Here is a 332-nt window from a genome sequence, read left to right on the forward strand (position 1 = left end):
AAAACCCAAGGGGTTAGGTTTTTCAAATTAGCCCCAGCAAATCTTTGAACCTGCATTCTACTTACTACAACTCACAGGGGTAACCATCGTTCACCCCACGGACGCCCATTGCTCAAATGGGGTGGAATATGAAGATGAAAGAAAATCCTGATATCTGGGTACAAGCCGGAGACTGGCTCTTATCAGTAAGAGAGCAAGGCATCTGGGCAACCCTCGCTGGAACAATGGCATTTTTCCGAGGCCGCTACAACGGCGGTGGCTGGGTAAAGGTATCAATCGACGCCTTTATGTGTGCCATGTTCGCTTGGTTCATTCGTGATGTTTTAAATCTG

Annotated in this window: 1 protein-coding gene; it reads left to right on the forward strand. The window is 47.6% G+C overall.

Annotated features, from left to right (window positions below):
* Positions 1-134: 134 nt before the first annotated feature.
* Positions 135-332 (forward strand): phage holin family protein (locus AAC854_RS23385; protein WP_340619169.1); only part of this gene is annotated, 198 nt, incomplete at its 3' end.

Source organism: Xenorhabdus entomophaga, from assembly GCF_037996725.1.
GTDB lineage: Bacteria > Pseudomonadota > Gammaproteobacteria > Enterobacterales > Enterobacteriaceae > Xenorhabdus > Xenorhabdus khoisanae.